Origin of the sequence: Peribacillus sp. R9-11, assembly GCF_031345095.1 — a bacterium.
Classification (GTDB): domain Bacteria; phylum Bacillota; class Bacilli; order Bacillales; family DSM-1321; genus Peribacillus; species Peribacillus butanolivorans.
The window spans coordinates 915,911-934,772 of the sequence record NZ_CP133763.1; the positions used below are offsets into that span (position 1 = coordinate 915,911).

Below are 18,862 nucleotides of genomic sequence, written 5' to 3' on the forward strand. Positions count from 1 at the left end.
TCTGGATACTAGAAGATTCATGGCCATCTTATTCCGTTCAAAAAGATCTGAGGCAGCACTGCGGAAATGTAAGTAAGGGAATAAAAACTGTTTTTACATTCAGTAAGTGCCGCGTAGAACGTGCAATAAACCGTAAAAAACAAATGATTAAGCTCCCTAATATTTATGATTCATTTCTTTAATGAAATCACTTATAAAAGTCTAAATCTTTGCAGTATTTCCGCACTAACCGTGACGCTTTTGATTGGCTAATGGATAATTGATTAGCGACTTTTCTTGTATTCCTGAATTTTGTATAGGAGTTAACGATCAGGTTTCTTTCAAGTTCTTCTAACGCTTTATCTAATGAATAATCTTGGAGCATCTGACTCGATAGGTCTTGGGGTGTGCTGTTTCGACTAAGTGGTGTCTCTTGACTTGGGGTTACTCGAGCATTTTTTTGTTGTAGTATGATCGGTAAATCAGATACCTGAATGATAGCATCACTCGTTACAACTAAGCTTTCAACCAAATTCTCTAATTGACGTATATTTCCGGACCATGGATAGTCATAAAAAATATCGAGGACTTCCTTCGATATAATACGATTAACTTGATACTTTTTATTGAATACTGAAAGAAAATAGTAAGATAGCGGGATGATATCTTCTTTTCTTTCCCTTAATGGCGGTATTTGTAAATTAACCACATTAAGTCGATAATATAAATCTTCCCTAAATCGTTTTTTCTGCACCATCTCAAATAAGTCTCGATTGGTAGCGGAAATAATTCGAATATCCACTTTCTTTAGTTCTCTGCCCCCAACAGGAAGAAATTCAAGGTCTTGAATAACCTGTAAAAGCTTAGCTTGAATATTAAACGGGATTTCTCCTATTTCATCTAAAAACACGGTACCACCGTTTGCCATTTCAAGTAGTCCTTTTTTTCCGCCTTTGGTTGCCCCGGTAAAAGACCCCTCCGTGTATCCGAAAAGTTCTGATTCTATTAATTGTTCCGGTATGGTAGCACAGTTAATTGATAAGAAAGGCGAGTTCTTTCGAAGTCCTCTATTATGAATGTATTTAGCCAACACTCCTTTCCCTGTACCAGACTCCCCTTGAATCAAAATGGTTGCATCAACCATAGAAATCTTATCGCATATTTCCATTACATTGTTCATCTGTTCATTGTTCGTAATTACGTTTTCTTTATAAGAATTCTTTTCACTTATTTCTTCTGGTTCCTTTTCCTCTGAAATGTATAACCCTTTATAGTTTGGTTCTTGTGCTGTTGTAATAATAAGTTCAATTTCCTGTTCATCGTTGAGTAAAGGAATAGCTGTTGTAATCATTTCCTTTCCAATATATGAAACTTGCTTTATTGTAACCGATTTCTTGTCCTTCAGAACAAAGGGTAAAATACTAGGTTTCCAATATCCTTTGGAGAATATTTCATTATTATGTTTTCCAACTATTTCGCTTAACTGCTTTCCATAATGCCTTTCATAAGCTTTATTTGCGTAAATAATGCAGGCATCTTTGTTAAGAACATAAATCTCATTAGGTGAATGATCTAAAATTTTTTTCAATATCTCAGTACTCATTTCAATTTTTTCTTCATTATTCATTAAGTTTTGCATGAGTTAGCTCCCTTCATCTCCTTTTAAGATGTCAAATGAGTCTGTAATAACTAAAATGAGTCTATTATGGTTAAATTGAGTCAATTATAAATCATATTTATACATTAAAGAAGGGGGAAATAGTAAAATATCGGTAATAATAGAGAGCTTTCGAATTGGCATTATCCTTGCATAAGAGTTAAGTAAAGCATGCTACAGATATAAGGAAATATGATGCCAATAGGTAGAGGAGATTTAAAAGTAATACCTGTATCCTTATTCAGAGCAAGTCTTTAATCTTATGCATAATTAAAAGGAGGAACTGCCATTATGTCTACAAAAGAAGATATGAAAAAGTTGGAATACACACTACCTTATAATCAGTATGTGGATCCTGAAGTCATGAAGGGGGAAAGGGAAAATATTTTCTATAAAAACTGGATTATGGTTGGGCATACAAGCCAGGTAGAGAAGGTTGGAGACTTCTTTACATTTGATTTGGTTGGGGAGCCGATTATTGTAACACGGGGAAAGGATGAAGAGTTACGGGCTTTTTATAATATTTGCCCTCACCGCGGTGCGATGGTCGAGCGTACTGAACAGGGCAATAAAAAAATTCTCCAGTGTATGTATCATGGATGGACATTCCATTTAGATGGTAAGGTGAACAGGACTCCAAATTTCAAAACAAATGATATAGAAAAGCCTAGCTGCATGACTTCAATTCGATTAGAAGTACATCAATCGATGATATTTGTAAATCTAGATCAGGATGCCTCTTCTTTCGAAACAGATTATCAATCTTTTTTAAATAACATAAAAGAATATACTTTTCTTAGTTCCTTAAAAAAGGTCAGGGAAAACCGGCGAATTGTTCTTGCTAACTGGAAATCAATCATTGACAATTATTTGGAATGTGATCATTGTCAAATTGCACATCCTAGCTTCTCGAAGGCATTCGATTTAACTAAATATAGTATTACTCCTTGTGATAATTTTTCCTATCAGTGTACAACAGCAAGCGATGAAGAAGAAGGTTCTGGTGCACGTTTTTACTGGGTATGGCCGAATACCATGATTAGTATTTACCCAGGTACTGGAAATATGACAACGAGCCATATTATCCCGGTTGATGAAAAAAGTTCATTGGCTATTTATCGTTATTATTTTGCTGATGAAAAGTTAACTGAAGACGAGGAAGATTTAATTAAATTTGTCGATCAAGTGCGAGAAGAAGACTTCGAACTAGTTGAGTTATTACAAAGTGGATTACATTCTAAGGCTTGTGGAAGAGGAGTATATTCTCCGACCGAGCACGGTTTGAAACATTTTCATCAATTAGTCACAAAGGCGATGCAAAGCTAGTCTGTAATCTATAAATGGTCTATAGTTTATTAAAAATGAAAGCGTTTTATATGTGTTGTTCATTTGTTAGTGAATTATATAAAAGCTAGAGCTGAAAGTGTAGTTTGCATACTATCAAAAAGCAATGAAAGAGGGTTTTTTATTTTATGAAACAATCAAATGTAGATAAAGCAATCTTTTGGCCGGCTCTAGCTATTCTTGCTGCTTTATCAATTCCTGTACTATTAAATCCTAAACAAGGGACTGCTATCCTCGGAGATCTTCATCATTTAATTGCCGAGAGTTTGAGTTCATTATATTTATGGGCTGTGGTAGCGGCTTTAGGTTTCTTGATTTGGCTGGCATTTAGTAAATATGGAAAGATAAAATTTGGTGCGCCTGATACCAAGCCGGAATTTTCAACATTTAGCTGGTTAGCTATGTTATTTACGGCCGGAATTGGTGCAAGTATCACATACTGGAGTGCCATTGAATGGGCGTATTATTACACAGCTCCTCCTTTTGGGGCCGAACCAAAAACTACGGCGGCGGCAGATTGGGCGTCTACGTATGGATTATTTCATTGGGGATTTAGCGCATGGGTACTATATTGTCTACCTGCTTTGCCGATTGCCTATAACTTATATGTGAGGAAAAATCCGAGTGTGAAATTGAGTTCAGCGTGTGAAGGTGTTCTCAAAAAGGGAGCAAATAGCTGGGTAGGAAAAGCGATTGACGTTTTTTTCATGGTTGGACTAGTTGGAGGTATAGGGGCTGCTCTAGGCTTGGGACTTCCGATGATTTCTGAAGGTATTTCTGAATTATTTAATATACCACGAAGCTTTATGTTAGATATGGCGCTTATAGTAATCTTGACATTAATCTTCTGTGTTAGCACGTATTTTGGTCTGAAAAAGGGCCTGAAAAGATTAGCTAACATCAATACGTATCTCTTTTTAGCACTTTCTGCATTCGTTCTTTTAGCTGGTCCAACTTTGTTTATTATATCCAGATTTACGGATAGCGTTGGGGTTTTGTTACAGAATTTCTTTCGTATGAGTTTCTATACCGACTCCGTTGCCAATTCTGGCTTTCCGGAAGCCTGGACGATATTCTACTGGGCCTGGTGGTTTGCTTGTGCTCCTTATATGGGCATATTTGTAGCGAAAATCTCAAAAGGAAGAACGATAAGACAAGTCATTTTTGCTGAATGCATTGGAGGAACGGTAGGATGTTGGGCAGCGTTTTCTATAATGGGTAATACAGGTCTTTACTTTGAACTTAATAAACTTGTTCCTGTCATTGACATTTTAGAGAAGAAAGGTGGAGAAGCAGCGATTGCTGCCATTTACCAGGGCCTTCCCGGCGGCAGTATTGCCTTGTTTGTCATTATCATTATCACCCTTATTTTTCTTTCTGCTACATTAGACTCTTCGTCATTCACATTAGCAAGTGCAGCTTCAAAAAAGTTGTCATTAGATCAAGAGCCAGCTCGATGGCATAAGATATTTTGGGCTTTGGTCATAGAGCTTGTAGCGTTTTCCATGATGTTCGGTGGAGGACTACATGCTCTTCAATCAGTAGTAGTCATTACCTCCGTTCCACTCATATTAATAATGGCGATGGCATCAATATCGCTCATTAAATGGATAAAAGAGGATCAGGCAGAAAGCAGTAGCATAGAAAAAACTATCAATGAAGAACCTACAAAACTAACATCTTGATGTATCATCCAAACTGGGAGGATACAGGAAAGGTGCAAAAGCTTAAGGGATAAATAAGAAACAGGCACCAGCTAAAAGAACAGCTGGTGCCTGTTTGGCGTTTGCTGATCCAACCGTATAAAACTTTTCTGGGAGTTGTGTAAAAAAACCTTAAATTATTTACATTCCTTTTATTCATCTTTCCGCTATTACTTGTTTCACTAAGTGTAAGTGATTTAGCTTAAAGGTGCCCAAGCTATTGATACAATTGCCCAAATAATAAGTACAATTGTGAGACAAAGCAATGTAAATTGAATTCTAATGCTTGTAATACCAATTGAAAGTAGGAACGTACCGATTGCTGATCCTAATCTACTTATTGCTGTTGCCAGTCCAACACCAGAAGATCGGGTTTCTGTTGGAAAGCACTCGAGCGGAGTAAAAAAAATATATTTTCAATATTCATAATTATTTATATGATAACGCTTACAAAAATTATTGACGAAAGAAAGGGCAGGTGATATTCTATTTATAGAAATATTTGGTTAGTTTACTAAACTAATTAAAAATATTTAGGTATTAAATGTAAGTAATTATTGTTTGTATCATTTTGTAAGGGCTTTCAACACAGGTGAGCAAGAATGCAATGAGATTTATCTGGTTAAAACCATACAGCGTTATTTCTTCTAGGATAAAAACCTGATGAATCAGTGGATTTCTAATGCTATGGAGGGATGAAAATGAGTCAATTAGAAAGGTTGGAATCCGTTGAAGAAGCTGTTGTATACGTTAAAGTCAGAAAATTTGGTATTAGAGATAAACTAGGTTACTTATTTGGGGATTTTGGGAACGACTTTTTCTTTATTTTAGTAAGTTCTTTCTTAATGGTTTACTATACGGATATTTTTCATATCAGTGCAGCTACAGTTGGAATACTTTTTTTAATTGCGCGTTTATGGGATGCTGTTGCGGATGTTACTTGGGGACGTTTCATTGATACAAGAAAGCCAGGCAAACATGGAAAATTTAAACCTTGGATTTTCAGGATGTCCTTTCCATTGGTACTGTCAGGTATATTAATGTTTGTGAAGATTCCAGGTATGTCTGATGGCTTTTATATGGCCTGGGCCTTTGTCACTTACATTGTTTGGGGAACTTTGTACAGCACAGTAAATATTCCATACGGCTCGATGGCTTCAGTTATAACAAGCGATCCTGTCGAACGTACATCACTATCCACATTCAGGACAATGGGAGCTATGTTGGCTAGTTTAATTATTAACGTAGTGGGTCCATTAATTCTATTTGTGGATAATAAGGCAGATCCAAACCATTTTCTGGTAGGAGCTATCATTTTTGGACTTCTTTCTATCTCTTGTTATATAGCATGTTATAAATTATCGACCGAACGAATTATTGCCCCTATAAATGAAAATCAAAAATCTTCTTTAAAAAAGTCTGTAAAAGGAATTGTCAAAAACAAGCCTTTATTGTCTATCCTTGCAGCATCCTTAATTTTCATGATGTGTACGATGCTGATAGGAGCAATTAATGTGTATTTGTTTAAGGATTATTTCAGCAATGCGTCAGCCCTAAGTTTAATAGGATTGGTACAAACTGCCGCAGTTTTCGTTGCTATGCCAATAGCAAAACCATGCGTTGCTAAATTTGGTAAAAAAGAAACGGCGTCAATAGGGATGCTGCTTGCGGGGGGAGTATATGGGCTACTGTACTTCATGCCGAACCTATCTGCGATACAATTCATCATCATTTCAGCAATAGGGATGTTTGGATTTGGATTCTTTAATATTGTGGTGTGGGCATTTGTAACAGATGTAATAGATTATCACGAATATTTAACTGGCCTTCGTGAAGATGGAACTGTGTATTCAATCTATTCATTTGCTCGTAAAGTAGGACAAGCAATTGCAGGAGGAATCGGCGGTTTTGCGATTGCAATGGTTGGATACGATGCAACACGAGAAGCACAAACACAACAAGCGCTTGATGGAATTCATGCACTGGCAACCTTAGTACCCGCAGTCATCTATATAGTTGTTTTCTTAATTTTGGCCTTCCTTTATCCATTAAATAAGAAAAGGACCATTCAACTGGCTGAAGACTTGGCTGAGAGAAGAAATATTAAGGATTAGTGAAAAAACTCCCCTGAAACACAGAAAGGGGAGTTTTTCGTTATTTCTTGGGATAGCTATTTTCATAAGAAAGATTCAGAATAGGAACATCAAGGAAATTTTTGATTGCAAGGGCACATGCTCCCATTACACATGATTTTTTTCCAATTGCCGATAGAGTAAGTTCACGGTAATGACTAATGGAGGAGGTCAGATTATTCCTGATTTTGTTAATGGAATCAGGATATATACGAAGCAATTCACTGTCTAATACCAGTACGTCCGGATTATACATGTTAATCATATTGTTTAGGCCAATGGATAAGTAGTAAATAAATCGTTCCATAATCTTATGTACCGCTTCATCACCTTCATCAATCCACCGTTGAATATTCTCATATGTCAAATTTGGGATTTGTTTTTCTTCTGAAAGAAATTCAAAAATACTCGATTCTGAAGCGTATTTCTCCCAGCAGCCTTTATTACCACAATTACACTGCTTTCCGTCCGGAACAACAATCATATGGCCAATTTCTCCTGCAAATCCATCATGTCCCCGAAAAAACTCATTCTTCATCATCATTCCAAGGCCTATCCCAGAATGAAAGGTTGCGCTTAAAAGGTTATCTGCTTCATGATGCACAAATATGCGCTCAGCAAAAGCACTTAGATTAGCATTGTTTTCAAGATGAACATCAATTTCAAATTCCTTTTCTATGTCGTTTTTAAAATTGATATCTTTCCATTTAAATCGTGGTACAAAGTGAATGAGTTCGTCTTTTCCTACCAGACCATGGATAGCAATGACTATACCAACAATTCCATAGCGACTGTCAGCGTATTTGGCTTTGTACTTTTTGATCGTTTTATTCAGCAGTTTGAGAATCTCCGAGTAGTCTGTAGTATTTATTTCTTTGATAGAGGAGGTGACACTACAGCCGAGAAGATTGCTTAGAGTGAAGGAAATCCGTCCGTAATCAATGTCAATCCCGAGCGCATATCCTGCTTGGCCGTTTAAGGAGAGCATGATAGGCTTCCTACCGACACTGTTATGCTCTAGTTGTGTTTCTACTATTAGATCTTCGTCCAATAAATCTGCAACCTGCGCTGAGATAGTTGCTCTTGTTAAATCCGTAGCTTTGGACAAATCTGCCCTTGAAATCATGCCTTCTTTTATTATTTCTTTAATAATTAACCCACGATTAATTTTTTTGATATATGCTGCATCACCGGTAATCATTAATATCCTCCCATTTTGGCAACAACTTTTAGATATATTTTTATTATAACAGTTTCTCGTATGTCAAATACTATTAGATTATAGTGTATTCAGATAGAGTTAATTGACGGAAAAGTGAAAAAATGATAAATTATTTATATAATTAATTAGTTTAGTAAACGAATTAATAGGATTGGCTAATTAAAAATGAAAGGGCTTACAGTGGAACAGATGCTGGTACCCATATAAACTTTTATCAGGAGGGAAATTTATGAAAGTCTTTTTGGATGATCATTTTTTGTTAAACACGGACACAGCAATCGAATTATACGAAAATGTTGGTGGAAACCTGCCGATTTTTGATTTTCATTGCCACTTATCCCCACAAGAGGTATGGGAAAACAAACCCTATGAAAATATTACACAATTGTGGCTTGGAGGCGACCATTATAAATGGAGAGCCATGCGTATGCACGGAATTGGCGAGCGATATATAACAGGTGATGCAGAGGATTGGGATAAGTTTGCTGCATGGGCGGAAACGATGCCTCACTTAATTGGAAACCCTCTATATCATTGGGCACACATGGAGCTGAAATTGTTTTTTGGTATTGAAAAAATCCTGAGCCCTGAAACTGCGCAAGAAATTTACGATGAGTGCAACGAAAAGCTTTCCAGGCACGAATTCAAACCAAGATCATTTATTGAAAAATCAAACGTTAAATTTATTGGAACGACGGATGATCCTATTTCTGAGCTCGAATTCCATCAGTTACTGAAGCAGGATGAATCCTTTCAAATAACCATTGCTCCGACTTTCCGTCCCGATGGCGCCTTATTCGTCGAACGTCCTGATTTTAAAAGCTGGCTTCAAAAATTAGAAAAAGTATCAAAAATTAAAGTGGATTCAATTGAAAGCCTAATAAAGGCCCTTAAACAACGTGTCAATTACTTTCATGAAAACGGTGGTAGGGGTTCGGATCATGATATTCAGAAAATGGTATATGTAGACACCACTATAGAAGAAGCGGATATCATCTTCATGAAACGGATGAATGACGAACAGCTATCAACTGAAGAATTGACTGCTTACCGATCATTCTTATTGAAGGAATTGGGGAAAATGTATGCAGAAAAGCAGTGGGTTATGCAGCTGCATATGGGAGCTATGCGAAATAACAACACTAAGATGAAAGAACTAATTGGTACAGATATTGGGTTCGATTCTATTGGAGAGACCAATTTAGCAGAAGGATTATCTAGTTTTCTTGATGCGCTTGATCAAGATGGATCCTTACCCAGAACTGTATTATTCAATTTAAATCCAAAAGATAATGCGATTCTTGCAGGAATGATCGGGAATTTCTTTGAAGAAGGGATCCCGGGAAAAGTTCAATTTGGTTCAGGCTGGTGGTTTAATGACTCTATTGATGGAATGGAAAAACAAATGAAGGAACTTGCGAATGTCGGACTTCTGAGCCACTTTGTTGGTATGCTGACAGATTCCCGAAGCTTCCTTTCGTATGCTCGCCATGATTATTTCCGTAGGATTCTTTGCAACATCCTAGGCGATTGGACTGAACAAGGATTAATGCCTAATGATAAAGAGCTACGTGAGCAAATGGTTAGGAATATTGGCTATTACAATGCTGAAAAATATTTTGCGAAACGATAAAAAATAATTGTTGTCTTTTTTTGCTTGATTATTTAAATGTTAATGGAGTTAAAAGGAATAAATCATTTTATTTTTTTAAGGAGTGTTGGACATGTTATATCCCATCGTAACTGAAACTCGAAACCTTATAGACTTGAATGGAATTTGGAACTTTAAACTGGATGCAGGTGAAGGGTTTCATGAAAATTGGAAAGACGAAAAATTGGCTGGCACTATGACAATGGCGGTCCCATCCTCTTTCAATGATGTAGGAGTTACGGGTGAAATCCGCAATCATGTTGGCTGGGTCTGGTATGAACGTGAATTTACAGTGCCGGCCATTCTTGCTTCAGAACGTGTTGTATTAAGATTCGGTTCTGCAACACATGCTGCAAAAGTATATGTGAATGGAGAGCTTGCAGTTGAACATAGAGGCGGATTCCTCCCATTTGAAGCAGAAATTAATTCCTTTTTAAAAGCAGGAAAAAATCGGTTGACGGTAGCAGTAAACAATGTTGTCGATCATTCAACACTGCCAGTTGGAACCTATGTGGAAAAAGAGGTAGCTGGTATTGGAGAAGTAATTCGCAACATTCCGAACTTTGATTTTTTCAACTACGCTGGATTACAGCGTCCGGTAAAAATCTATACAACACCCCGTACTTACATTAAAGATGTAACGATAGTGACAGAATTGAATGGAAAGGTAAGCTACACCGTAGAGACAGTAGGGAAATCAGAGGTTCATGCCAGTGTAGTAGATGAGTCAGGTAAAATAGTTGCCACAGCTAATGGAGTCTCCGGTACAATCATGGTCAATGGTGCGAAGCTTTGGGAGCCATTAAATGCATATTTATATACGCTGAATATAGAACTTTCAGAAAATGGAGAAACGGTTGATCAATACGAACAGCCCTTTGGTATCAGAACCGTAGATGTACAAGATGGTAAATTCCTCATAAACAATAAGCCTTTTTATTTTAAAGGCTTTGGTAAACATGAAGATACACCAATTCATGGAAGAGGCTTTAATGAAGCAGGCAATGTAATGGATTTCAAACTTATGAAATGGATGGGTGCCAATTCATTTCGCACTTCTCATTATCCTTATTCTGAAGAAATGATGCGTCTTGCAGATCGTGAAGGCCTTGTTGTCATTGATGAATCAACTGCTGTCGGTGTTCATTTAAACTTTATGTCAGTTTTAAATGGACAGACAACAAAAAAAACCACATGGCAAGAAGTGAAAACGTTTGAGCATCATCAAGAGGTCATGAGAGAACTGATTGCCCGTGATAAAAACCATCCTTCAGTTGTGATGTGGAGCATTGCGAACGAACCTGCTTCAGAGGAAGAGGGTGCCTATGAATATTTTAAACCGTTAGTGGACCTGACGAAGGAGCTAGACCCGCAAAAAAGGCCGGTTACAATTGTTACACATTTAGGTGCGACACATAAAACCGATAAAGTTGCAGAACTGATTGATGTCCTTGCTCTAAATCGCTACTATGGCTGGTATATTGACGGTGGTGACCTTGATTCCGCAAAAGCAAAACTACGTGAGGAATTTACCGGCTGGAATGAACGTTGTCCAGGAAAGCCAATCATCATGACTGAGTATGGAGCTGATACAGTTGCAGGCCTCCATGATGTTGATCCAGTCATGTTCACCGAAGAATACCAAGTGGAATATTTAAAAGCCAATCATGAGGTATTTGATGAATTTGATAACTTTGTCGGCGAACAAGTATGGAATTTCGCAGACTTTGCTACTAGCCAAGGAGTTATGCGGGTCCAAGGAAATAAAAAAGGCATCTTTACCCGTGAGCGAAAACCGAAACATTCTGCCCATGAGTTACGAAGACGATGGACGGAAATTCCTGATTACTTCTACAAGAAATAAATGTGTTATTAATAAAAAAAGAAATGATTAGAATCATTTAAAGTAATGTAGAAAGGAAGAACAGTACGAAGTTTTAGGTGTATGGATAAAGCGGAATTGAACAGTTGCTTTATTGAAATCACTTTCCGATATCTTTACAAAAAAAGACGATGAAACAAGGAATCCTCTAAGGTTGTTATCCTGGATACAGAAGGTTGAAAGGTGTAGATAAATGGACAAGCCAAATGCAATATGGTTTTAGGGTGCAACTGCCGATCATTACAGCATAAGTGTTTGTCTACTTATATGCATGACAGTGGGGCTCATTCGCAACAATGAGTAGATAAAGAAGAGATCTTCTTTAAGAACTGGATGGGGCAAGAAGTGAACTTACTAACCTAGCAACCAATTATCATTTAAACTTCAGTAGGAGACAAAATCAGCACACAGGAAAAAGCTGGTTTTGTCTCTTGTTTTAATTACATTGTTTATCTGATAGTATTGTGCAAAAAGCAATATCAGTCAAAAATATGGAACAATTCAGCTTTTTAGGAGAATGCTTTTTGTTTCTGGCTCCGATAAAATAGAAGTATATCAATAGAATCAACATATTGATAGCGCTTACTTGATGAGGTGTGAGAGTAATGAATGAGCATAAAATATTTTCGTATCCAAAGCAGCCTATGGATGAATGGATTACCTCTTTTTACCGAGTGCGGGGCGTTGAGTCGCATCTATTTAATTTTCACTCACATCAAGAGTATGAGATCTATTTCTTTCATTCAGGAGATTGCAGGTATTTAATCAACAATCGAATCTATGATTTACAACCGGGCGATATCATTCTTTTGGATGGTATGACATTACATAAGCCCAATCCACAGCCAGGCAGTACTTACATTAGAAGTATGATCCACTTTTCACCAATATGGCTGCAAGAGTTGTTGATTATCCTAGGCATCCCAAATTTACTAGACCCATTTCAAAAGCTTAACAATTGCTTGTTTCGGACAGGGTATAATGAATCGGGGATTTTTGTGGATGAAGGAATGAAAAGGATAACCAGTTTGATGGCGCATCTAGAGGCAGAGCTACAGCAAAAAGGCAAAAAAAACGAAACCATTGAAGCAGAAATAAGGCTTGAGCTTGTTCAATTGCTGGTGGGAATCTATAAAATGAGCCAAAAAGAATTAGCCCAGCACTCTAACAAAAGGACAGAAAAGGAACATCATGCTGAAGGTATTGCTTCATGGATTAATAACCACTATACGGAAAAAGTAACTTTGGATCGACTGGCCAATGATATGAAACTGAGTAAGTATTATGCTTCTCACGTTTTTAAAGAAGTAACAGGATTTACTGTCATGGAATATGTGATGGGCTGCCGGTTTAACCAGGTGAAGTATCTGCTGGAAATGGAACCTGATCAAACGCTGGGGAATATATCTCGTGCAACAGGTTTTGAGAGTATCGCCCACTTCAGCCGGTTTTTTAAAGAAAAAGCTGGCATCACCCCATCTCAGTACCGTAAAAGCAGACTGAAAATGGACATCACGGGAAGGAAGGAGGAACAAGTTTAAATGAATCCAAATCTAATGATTTCAGGTTTTTCTGATGAAATTTCATCGGATTTTGATATCCAACTTGACACTGTCTCACAGCTTGGAATGAAGTTTATTTCTTTGCGAGGCATTGATGGGAAGAGTATTGGGGATTTCACAGTGGAAGAGATAAAAGAGACCGTACTTCCAAAACTTCAAAACGCAGGAATCGGTGTTTCTTCTATCGGTTCCCCAATCGGGAAGGTTTTCATAAATGATGAAGCAGGTTTTGTAAAACAAAAACGTATGCTGGAAGTCCTCTGCCAAATAAGCAGACTGCTTGACTGTGGATATATCAGAATATTCAGTTTTTATATTCCTAAGGACGAAGATCCGGACCAATTCGGAGAAGATGTGATCAGGAAGTTAACGGAATTTGCTGCGATAGCGGAAAAATACGATGTTATTTTATTGCACGAAAACGAAAAGGATATCTATGGTGACGTTGGCAGAAGATGTACAGAAATTTTGAGGAAAGTTGCTTCACCGTATTTTAAAGCGATTTTTGATTTTGCCAACTTTGTACAGTGTGGTGAAAACACCCAGGATTGTTACAACTTGTTGAAAGATGAAGTGATCTATATTCATATCAAGGATGCTATAACAACTAGTAATCAAAATGTTTTGTGCGGAACAGGAGAAGGCAGAATACCTGAAATTCTTTCTCAATTGATAGAAAGCGGTTACAAAGGATTCTTAACGCTTGAGCCGCATCTGGTTCAGTTTGATTCATTAAAGGATCTAGAGCTGGAAGATGCTGCAATGGTTATCGAGAATAATAAAGGACTTGATGGAAAAAGCGGATACAAACTTCAATACGAGGCACTCCTAAAGATTCTTGAAAAAATTGATAATGAGGAGAGATGATCATGAAAGCAGTGAGATTGGGAATTATTGGTCTGGGAGCACAAGGCGGATTATATGCAGGATTTCTGGCGGAGGGAAAAGTGAAAAATATGGTGATAGGAGCCATTTGCGACATCGATTCTGCTAAAAAAGAATTGGCCGCAGACAAATATCCGGACATCCCTTTTTACGATAATTATATTGACATGCTTGAAAGCGGAAATGTAGATGCTGTTGTTACCTGTGTACCACATTATCTGCATCCCGAAATAGGAATGGAAACATTAAAGAGAGAGATTCATGCTTTAGTTGAAAAGCCTGCGGGCGTTTATACAAAGCAGGTAAAGGAGCTGAATGAATATGCAGCCAAGAAACCAGAGTTGACATTCGGTATTATGTTCAACCAACGGACAAATCCACTCTATCAAAAAGTGAAAGAACTCATCGACAATGGTGAAATTGGTCAAATTCGTCGAACAAACTGGATGATCACAACCTGGTGGAGACCGCAGGGATACTACGATTCAAGCGCATGGAGAGCAACGTGGGGGGAAGAGGGCGGCGGTGTCCTTGTGAATCAGGCCCCGCACCAGCTCGACTTGCTTCAATGGATATGTGGTATGCCTAAAAAGGTATATTCTAATGTGAAATACGGTTATCAGCGAAATATTGCAGTGGAAGATGAAGTAACCGCTGTACTTGACTATGGGAATGGAGCCACTGGGGTTTTTATTACATGCACACATGATATTATCGGTACAGATCGGTTTGAAATTTTAGGTGACAAAGGCAAAATCGTTGTCGATGACAGCAAAAAAGTGACTATCAAAAGACTCTCGAAACCTGAATCGGAATTGAGCGACAGCATGAGCATGCAGGATGTTATGAAAATTTTCATGGGCGGCAATCAATCTGATATATACAGTGAAGAAGTACTGGAATTCGAAAGTGTCTGGGGTGCACAGCACACAGCCGTATTGGAAAACTTTGCTGCAGCTATTGTGGAAGGGACTCCTCTACTAGCACCTGGCAGCGACGGGATATATGGAGTTACCTTAGCGAATGCGATCCATCTATCAAGCTGGTTGGATAAAGAAGTCGAAATCCCATTTGATGAAGAACTTTACTTAGAAGAATTGAATAAAAGGATCGATGAAGAAAAAAATACTCTTGTTACATCTTAATGTGAATTAATAATAGAAACAGACAAATTCTCAGTCTTACTGGCCAAGAGTTTGTTAGAGAAGGAGATTAGCTTATGTTGAAAACAGCAGTTATCGGGCTTGGAGATATTTCTTACATACACATTCTTGCAATACAAGCTAACCCGAATGTTGAGTTGAGTGCTGTCTGTGATATCGATGAAACATTAAAAGATTCTGTACCTGGTGTTAAATTTTACAATGATTATCAAATCATGATTGAAAAAGAGGCAGTCGATTGTGTCCATATTTGTCTGCCTCACGACCTGCACTATCCTGTAACGAAATATTGTATGGAACAAAGGATACATGTATTTCAGGAAAAACCTTTGGGCTTGAACACGGAAGAGGGACTAGCACTAGTAAAACTAGAGGAAGAAAACAAGAATATAAGGTTGTGTGTGTGTTTACAGAATCGTTTCAATGAATCTTTTGAAAAGCTTCAACGGATTATAGAAAGCAGAGAATATGGCAAGGTACTTGGTGTAAAGGGGTTAGTATCGTGGAATAGACCGTCATCCTATTATGAAGTGAAGCCATGGCGCGGCAAAATGGCATGTGCCGGCGGTGGGGTAATGATCAATCAAGCTCTTCACACATTGGATTTAATGCAGCTGATCGGTGGAGAAATGGCTTCGATAAAAGGGGAAGTTGCTCAGCTGCTGGATTATGAAATTGAAGTGGAGGATACAGCAACTGCACATATTACGTTTGAAAACGGAGCACAGGGGCTGTTTTTTGCTACAATTGCCAATGCAGAAAACGACAGCGTGGAGTTACAAGTACTTTTGGAGAAGGGGAAATTTACGATTAAAGACAGTATTCTATTTAGCGTAAATGAAGAGGGAAAGGTAAAAAGATTAGCAGAAGATGCGAAGATGCCCGGCTCAAAATTCTATTATGGTGCCAGCCATGCCAAATTAATTGATATATTCTATGAAAGTATTCTATCTGACACTCAAGATTATATTCATGCTAGAGAAGCCGTTCAATCGATAAAAATGATTGAAGCTATTCGAAAATCATCAGAAACGAAACAAGCAATATTCATGGAGGGATAAAATAATGGGAAAAGCTAAAATTGGTGTTCAAATGATGATGCTTAAAGGGAAAGTAGAAGAATTAGGTGTCTATGAAACAATGAGAAAAATTGAGGAGCTTGGTTTTCATGCTGTTGAGGTTTCACAAATTCCGATGACTGCAGAAAATGTTGCAGAGTTAAAGAGAGCCAGCCAAGATTTCAATATAAAAATCGCCGCTCTATCTGCAGCTTTAGAACCCATGCTGCCAGGAATGGGAGGGGAGACATTAACGAATGATTTTGAAAAGATTATAAACGATTGCAAAACATTGGATTGCAATTTTTTACGAATCGGCATGCTGCCCTTTACGACAATCGGGGATAAAGATAAAATCATGAGTTTTGTAAAAAAAGCAGACGAAGCGGCAGAGAAATTAGCAGAGCACGGCATTGAATTGTACTACCATAATCACCATATTGAATTCCAAAAATATGATGGTGAATATTTATTAGATATTATCAAGAATAACACTGCCAAGATTGGATTTGAATTGGATGTACACTGGATTCAGAGAGGCGGATTAGATCCTGTTGAGGTAATCAATAAATTTGAAGGCCGCATCTCATTGATCCATTTAAAAGATTATCGTATTGGACAAATTGATATGAGCGGTTTTGAAAATGAATTTGACCAAGGTAAGTTTTTTCAAGCATTTAACAATGTGATTCAATTCGCAGAGCTTGGTGAAGGAAGCCTTGATCTCAAAGCTATTATTGAAGCCGGTATAAAAAGTGGCTCACAGTACTTCCTCATTGAGCAAGATGAACTATATGGCCGTGATCCATTTGATTGCCTCAAAACTTCTGCGGATCACTTACGAAAACTAGGGTATTCTGATTGGTTCTAATAATAAAATAATAAATTGGAAAAAGCAGAATTAAGGAACCTAAACAGCAACTGGGGTTTTGTTGAGAGGTTATTTTAATTGGCATCAAGCAAAGAAGATATCGGAAGACAAAAAAACAATTCACGATTTATTTTTGTGAATTGTGTCGGACTGGTTCAGAAAGATCAAACGGTATAAATTCACCATACTCTTCCAACTTGTTAATTAAGGAAAGAATGAGATTTTTCATTTTATCGCCTCCTGTTGTGTTGTTGCCTTTATTATCAACTAATGGATAATTTTGAGTCAACATCGATGAAAGCGATAACAATAGTTAAGAAAACGTACATCATTCACTATTTATGCTATCATGCTCTATTATTCTTTCTCTTTCATAAGCTTTGTTTTGGGAGCTGTTCTTCAATATGTAAACATAAATTGATAGGAAGTAATGCTCCAAATGGATTTACGGAAGAACGATAATGATATTATTCACTTTATTAATTTGTCTGGTAAACAAATTAATAAAGGCTTTTTTTAAAGTGATTTTAAAGGGTTTACACAAACGTTATTGACCAACAAATAAAAAGACGTAATGGAGCGGGCTTGACCGCCTTGTGGAACGGACTCGAATGACTGTTGAATCTTAACAAGAAAAAGCCGTTCATAGTTCCGAGTATTGGAAGCTACGGGAGAAGGACAACTTGGAGTTACAGAGGACAGCATTGGCTGAATAGGAGGAATATTAGAATGACAAATTTATTTGATTTAACTGGAAAAACAGCCGTTGCAATTGGCGGAAACAGCGTATTAGGTTCTTCCATCTCCAAAGGATTTGCCGCACAAGGCGCTAATGTAGCGATTGTCGGAAGAAACCTTGAGAAAGCGGAAGAAGTCGTTAAGGAAATTGAAAGCAGCGGTGGAAGTGCAAAGGCTTTTCAGGCTGATGTATGCTCACGTGATTCTTTATTGAAAGCGGCAGATGAAATTGAACAATGGTCCGGCGGTTGGGACATTCTTCTGAATGCACCGGGAAAAAATAGTTCAACAATGTTCTTTGAACTCGGAATGGATGAATGGGATGACATTATGGATGTCAATTTAAAAGGCATCGTGTTAACCTGCCAGATCTTTGCGAAGAAGATGATTGAACAGGAAAGAACAGGCAGTATAATTAATATTTCTTCTGTTTCATCGACCACGCCATTATCCAAGGTGTTTACATATTCTGTTTCAAAAGCAGGGCTTAACAGCGTGACACAGTTTTTGGCACGTGAATTCGCTCCGAACGGCATTCGTGTCAATGCTATAATTCCAGGTTTTTTCCCAGCTGAACAAAATAGCAAAATCTTAAGCGCTGAACGAATCGAGTCCATTATGAATCATACGCCAATGAATCGATTTGGTACACCGGAGGAATTGCAAGGCGCTGCTGTGTGGCTTGCCTCTGAAAGAGCATCAAGCTTTGTCACAGGTACACTAATTCGAGTGGACGGTGGATTTGGCAGCATGACAATCTAAGATATCAGTAACCCTACAGACTTGAAAATCACGCAACGATGCATTGCATCGGCTGCGGTGGTATTTTTAGGAGAAGTACTTCTTTAACAATCATAACCGGCTCTTCCACTGTTCCTCGTGTACCGTCCACAGAGTATTTCCACCAAAGTAAAGCTTAATCATGGTTCCAAGAGCCAGCTCGATGATTAATAATGGCGATGGCATCAATATCGCTCATTAAATGGATAAAAGAGGATCAGCTGATAACAGTAGC

Annotated in this window: 14 protein-coding genes; 12 read left to right on the forward strand and 2 right to left on the reverse strand. The window is 37.8% G+C overall.

Features of this window, described 5'->3' with window-relative positions; genetic code table 11:
* Positions 1 to 187: 187 nt before the first annotated feature.
* The gene (locus RE409_RS04425) at positions 188 to 1,618 is read right to left on the reverse strand and encodes a sigma-54 interaction domain-containing protein (RefSeq protein ID WP_309558593.1); all 1,431 of its coding nucleotides are present in this window, start codon (positions 1,616 to 1,618) and stop codon (positions 188 to 190) included.
* 309 nt (positions 1,619 to 1,927) lie between these two features.
* Between RE409_RS04425 and RE409_RS04430 the strand changes: the two genes are divergently transcribed.
* From RE409_RS04430 to RE409_RS04445, 4 genes are all read left to right on the forward strand, one after another.
* Complete coding sequence (locus RE409_RS04430; RefSeq protein ID WP_201254259.1) at positions 1,928 to 2,962, forward strand: aromatic ring-hydroxylating oxygenase subunit alpha; 1,035 nt, start codon at positions 1,928 to 1,930, stop codon at positions 2,960 to 2,962.
* Positions 2,963 to 3,108: 146 nt separating this feature from the next.
* Positions 3,109 to 4,665 (forward strand): BCCT family transporter, encoded by a 1,557-nt coding sequence (locus RE409_RS04435; RefSeq protein WP_201222024.1) that lies wholly within the window; start codon positions 3,109 to 3,111, stop codon positions 4,663 to 4,665.
* Positions 4,666 to 4,965: 300 nt separating this feature from the next.
* A complete protein-coding gene (locus RE409_RS04440) occupies positions 4,966 to 5,112 on the forward strand; it encodes a hypothetical protein (protein ID WP_309558596.1) in 147 nt (48 codons plus the stop codon).
* A gap of 272 nt (positions 5,113 to 5,384) precedes the next feature.
* Positions 5,385 to 6,797, forward strand: a complete 1,413-nt coding sequence (locus RE409_RS04445) for an MFS transporter (protein ID WP_201182554.1) — start codon at positions 5,385 to 5,387, stop codon at positions 6,795 to 6,797.
* Positions 6,798 to 6,837: 40 nt separating this feature from the next.
* On the opposite strand, the gene RE409_RS04450 is transcribed toward RE409_RS04445, so the two are convergent.
* Positions 6,838 to 8,016 carry an ROK family transcriptional regulator gene (locus RE409_RS04450; RefSeq protein WP_309558598.1) on the reverse strand — a complete coding sequence of 393 codons (1,179 nt, stop codon included), beginning with the start codon at positions 8,014 to 8,016 and terminating at the stop codon, positions 6,838 to 6,840.
* Positions 8,017 to 8,266: 250 nt separating this feature from the next.
* On the opposite strand from RE409_RS04450, the gene uxaC reads away from it, so the two are divergent.
* The 8 genes from uxaC (at position 8,267) to RE409_RS04490 (ending at position 18,609) form a co-directional block, all read left to right on the forward strand.
* The gene (uxaC, locus tag RE409_RS04455; protein ID WP_201222020.1) at positions 8,267 to 9,670 is read left to right on the forward strand and encodes a glucuronate isomerase; all 1,404 of its coding nucleotides are present in this window, start codon (positions 8,267 to 8,269) and stop codon (positions 9,668 to 9,670) included.
* A 91-nt stretch (positions 9,671 to 9,761) separates the two neighbouring features.
* Positions 9,762 to 11,552 carry a beta-glucuronidase gene (gene uidA, locus RE409_RS04460; protein ID WP_309558600.1) on the forward strand — a complete coding sequence of 597 codons (1,791 nt, stop codon included), beginning with the start codon at positions 9,762 to 9,764 and terminating at the stop codon, positions 11,550 to 11,552.
* Between the two features lie 623 nt (positions 11,553 to 12,175).
* Positions 12,176 to 13,111: an AraC family transcriptional regulator gene (locus RE409_RS04465; RefSeq protein WP_201182542.1), complete on the forward strand. Its 936-nt coding sequence runs from the start codon at positions 12,176 to 12,178 to the stop codon at positions 13,109 to 13,111.
* Positions 13,112 to 13,999, forward strand: a complete 888-nt coding sequence (locus RE409_RS04470) for a sugar phosphate isomerase/epimerase family protein (protein WP_201254262.1) — start codon at positions 13,112 to 13,114, stop codon at positions 13,997 to 13,999.
* Between the two features lie 2 nt (positions 14,000 to 14,001).
* Positions 14,002 to 15,162 (forward strand): Gfo/Idh/MocA family protein, encoded by a 1,161-nt coding sequence (locus RE409_RS04475; protein WP_309558603.1) that lies wholly within the window; start codon positions 14,002 to 14,004, stop codon positions 15,160 to 15,162.
* 74 nt (positions 15,163 to 15,236) lie between these two features.
* Positions 15,237 to 16,241: a Gfo/Idh/MocA family protein gene (locus RE409_RS04480; protein WP_201182536.1), complete on the forward strand. Its 1,005-nt coding sequence runs from the start codon at positions 15,237 to 15,239 to the stop codon at positions 16,239 to 16,241.
* A gap of 4 nt (positions 16,242 to 16,245) precedes the next feature.
* On the forward strand, positions 16,246 to 17,109 hold the full coding sequence (locus RE409_RS04485; protein WP_201182534.1) for a sugar phosphate isomerase/epimerase family protein: 864 nt from the start codon (positions 16,246 to 16,248) through the stop codon (positions 17,107 to 17,109).
* A gap of 729 nt (positions 17,110 to 17,838) precedes the next feature.
* Positions 17,839 to 18,609: an SDR family oxidoreductase gene (locus tag RE409_RS04490; protein WP_056523305.1), complete on the forward strand. Its 771-nt coding sequence runs from the start codon at positions 17,839 to 17,841 to the stop codon at positions 18,607 to 18,609.
* The last annotated feature ends 253 nt before the right edge of the window (positions 18,610 to 18,862 follow it).

Coding starts and splice junctions, on each gene's coding strand:
- RE409_RS04425 (WP_309558593.1), bottom strand. CDS start 1,618: ATGCAAAACTTAATGAATAATGAAGAAAAAATTGAAATGAGTACTGAG.
- RE409_RS04445 (WP_201182554.1), top strand. CDS start 5,385: ATGAGTCAATTAGAAAGGTTGGAATCCGTTGAAGAAGCTGTTGTATAC.
- uidA (WP_309558600.1), top strand. CDS start 9,762: ATGTTATATCCCATCGTAACTGAAACTCGAAACCTTATAGACTTGAAT.
- uxaC (WP_201222020.1), top strand. CDS start 8,267: ATGAAAGTCTTTTTGGATGATCATTTTTTGTTAAACACGGACACAGCA.
- RE409_RS04430 (WP_201254259.1), top strand. CDS start 1,928: ATGTCTACAAAAGAAGATATGAAAAAGTTGGAATACACACTACCTTAT.
- RE409_RS04470 (WP_201254262.1), top strand. CDS start 13,112: ATGAATCCAAATCTAATGATTTCAGGTTTTTCTGATGAAATTTCATCG.
- RE409_RS04440 (WP_309558596.1), top strand. CDS start 4,966: ATGCTTGTAATACCAATTGAAAGTAGGAACGTACCGATTGCTGATCCT.
- RE409_RS04465 (WP_201182542.1), top strand. CDS start 12,176: ATGAATGAGCATAAAATATTTTCGTATCCAAAGCAGCCTATGGATGAA.
- RE409_RS04435 (WP_201222024.1), top strand. CDS start 3,109: ATGAAACAATCAAATGTAGATAAAGCAATCTTTTGGCCGGCTCTAGCT.
- RE409_RS04480 (WP_201182536.1), top strand. CDS start 15,237: ATGTTGAAAACAGCAGTTATCGGGCTTGGAGATATTTCTTACATACAC.
- RE409_RS04475 (WP_309558603.1), top strand. CDS start 14,002: ATGAAAGCAGTGAGATTGGGAATTATTGGTCTGGGAGCACAAGGCGGA.
- RE409_RS04490 (WP_056523305.1), top strand. CDS start 17,839: ATGACAAATTTATTTGATTTAACTGGAAAAACAGCCGTTGCAATTGGC.
- RE409_RS04450 (WP_309558598.1), bottom strand. CDS start 8,016: ATGATTACCGGTGATGCAGCATATATCAAAAAAATTAATCGTGGGTTA.
- RE409_RS04485 (WP_201182534.1), top strand. CDS start 16,246: ATGGGAAAAGCTAAAATTGGTGTTCAAATGATGATGCTTAAAGGGAAA.